Below are 2,256 nucleotides of genomic sequence, written 5' to 3'. Positions count from 1 at the left end.
CAGGGACCTTAATGATTTTTTGTCCATTATCGCTCATATGCCACCTTTTCCCTATATGATCTCTTCGCTATAACAAAGTCAAATCATATGGTTAGTTTTCTTTGCCATTTTCAACTGGCAGCGTTTTCATAAAATCTTGCAACGCTTCACGCTCTTCTCCCGTCAGATTAGTCCTCAAGGCATTTACCAAGGCACCTTTCAGACCTTTTTCCCAACAGGAAAGGCGATCATGTAAATACGCGCCACGTCCAGATAATTTACTTGTTGTGTCAATTTGCACCCCATCAGGGCTGCGTACAATGCGGATCAATGCTCTTTTCGCCAAAGTCTCACGACATCCGACACAGGTTCTCCGAGGGATATGTCGTCCGCGTTTGGGAGATTTCTTGCTCACTGCAAAAAATTACCAGTCTTCCTCTTCCCACTCATCGGCTTTGCGCTTACGCCGTTTCTGGGCAACAACCTCGCCAAGTTCGGGGTCGAATTCATATTTCACGAATTTCTTCTTTTTCTTCCTTTTCTCTTTGGCGATCTCTTCAGGATCTAGTTCATCATCATTTTCTGAAGAAGAAATCATCTCTGGCTTGAGTGCGAAGATATCATCCATCTTTTCTTCCACAGTCGCAGCTTCAACAGCTTCTACCTCTGCTGCTTCCTCCACCTCAACTTGCTCGGTGTCATCTGCTATCTCTTCACCTTCAGTTTCTACCGCTTCTTCTTCAACATTTTCTTCGACAGCCCCTTCACCTTCAACAATTTCCGGTTCTGGCTCAGGGAAAGTCATGACGGCCAAAACTTCAGTAATATTTTCAATCGCTTTTGGCCCAATCCCCGGTAAGTCAAAAACTTTATCGGGGTCAAGTCGTAAGGCCAGCATTAAATCGCCAACTGTTTCAAACTCGGCTTCATAGAGGATATTGAAAATATGTTCCTTGATATCTGTCTCTGCAAGATTCATAGCGAAGGCCACTGGTGGAATATCCGCCCGGGCAGCCTCTATTCGTTCTTGTTCCTCTTTAGCTGCCTCAGCCTGGACTTCGATGGTGCGACGTTCGACCCCATCCATAAATGTGGACAAAATCTGATACTCTTCCGGTGAAAGCGATCGACCTTCTGATTTCTTGGACAGGAGTGCCTCAATCGCAGGTGCTTCTTCCACCGCGGAGGGCAGCATTTCCGCCAGTTCAGGATCATTTTGCAACTTATTCAAAGAATCCGCGGTTGCCTCAACCAAACTCTTAATATCAATACGCCAACCGGTAAGTTTCGCGGCGAGACGGGCATTTTGTCCATCACGACCGATTGCGAGGCTGAGCTGATCTTCTGTTACAACCACGGTCGCTGTACGCGCTGCGCCGGGTTTTTCATTTAAATAAACGCCTGTCACACGTGCCGGGCTGATCGCCTTCGAAATATAGGCAATTTGATCAGGATTCCATTCAATAATATCTATCTTCTCATTATGCAGTTCGCGCACAATATTCTGGATACGCACACCGCGGATTCCTACACATGCGCCGACGGGATCGATTCCCTCTTGCATCGCAAAAACAGCTACTTTTGCACGGCGTCCTGGTTCGCGGGCAATCCCGCGGATCTCAACTACCCCATGGTAAATTTCGGGCACTTCGTTTTCAAGCATACGCCGCAGGAAACTGCCATGCCCACGTGAAAGTATGATCTGTGGCCCACGCGGCGAATCTTTTACTTCCAATACCACTGTGCGGATGCGGTCATGAACGCGGAAACGCTCACCAGGAATCTTTTGGTTATTCGGGATCGTGCCTTCCGCTTTCATATCCAGGCCAACGGTTACCCCATGTCGTCCACCGGATGCCTGTACGACACCGCTGACGATCTCACCGATCTGGCGTTCGAAAAACTCCGCCTGTACGGAACGTTCTGCTTCACGGATCCGCTGTTGAATGACCTGTCGTGCTGTTTGTGCGGCAACACGCCCAAAATTCGCCGGCGTAGATTCGACCAATGCCATCCCACCCAGCTCAGCTTCCTCGTCAAACTTTAGCGCATTTTCCAACGTTGTTTCGGTGCGTTCATCCTGAACGTCTTCGACAATCTCTTTTTCTGCAAAAATCGTCACGTCACCAGTTTCGAGATCAATCTTGCCAACAACTTCCTGCGCACTGGAAGCATTTACCGCGCGTCTATAGGCCGAAGCCATCGCAGTCTCGATCGCTTCCACAATTATTTCTTTTGGAAGTTGCTTTTCTTCCAAAACATCACTAAAGGCTTTGC

2 protein-coding genes are annotated in these 2,256 nt (G+C 48.2%); both read right to left on the bottom strand.

What is annotated here, in order from left to right; genetic code table 11:
• Window positions 1-91 precede the first annotated feature (91 nt).
• Window positions 92-394 (bottom strand): YlxR family protein, encoded by a 303-nt coding sequence (locus AC3DOM_RS13915; RefSeq protein ID WP_487919646.1) that lies wholly within the window; start codon window positions 392-394, stop codon window positions 92-94.
• Window positions 395-403: 9 nt separating this feature from the next.
• On the bottom strand, window positions 404-2,256 hold a 1,853-nt coding region (gene nusA / locus AC3DOM_RS13910), incomplete at its 5' end, for a transcription termination factor NusA (RefSeq protein ID WP_487919645.1).

It is taken from the genome of Candidatus Desulfolinea nitratireducens, from assembly GCF_982879505.1.
The sequence above is the reverse complement of the archived record's forward strand: the minus strand, read 5'-3'. Positions and strand labels throughout refer to the sequence as shown.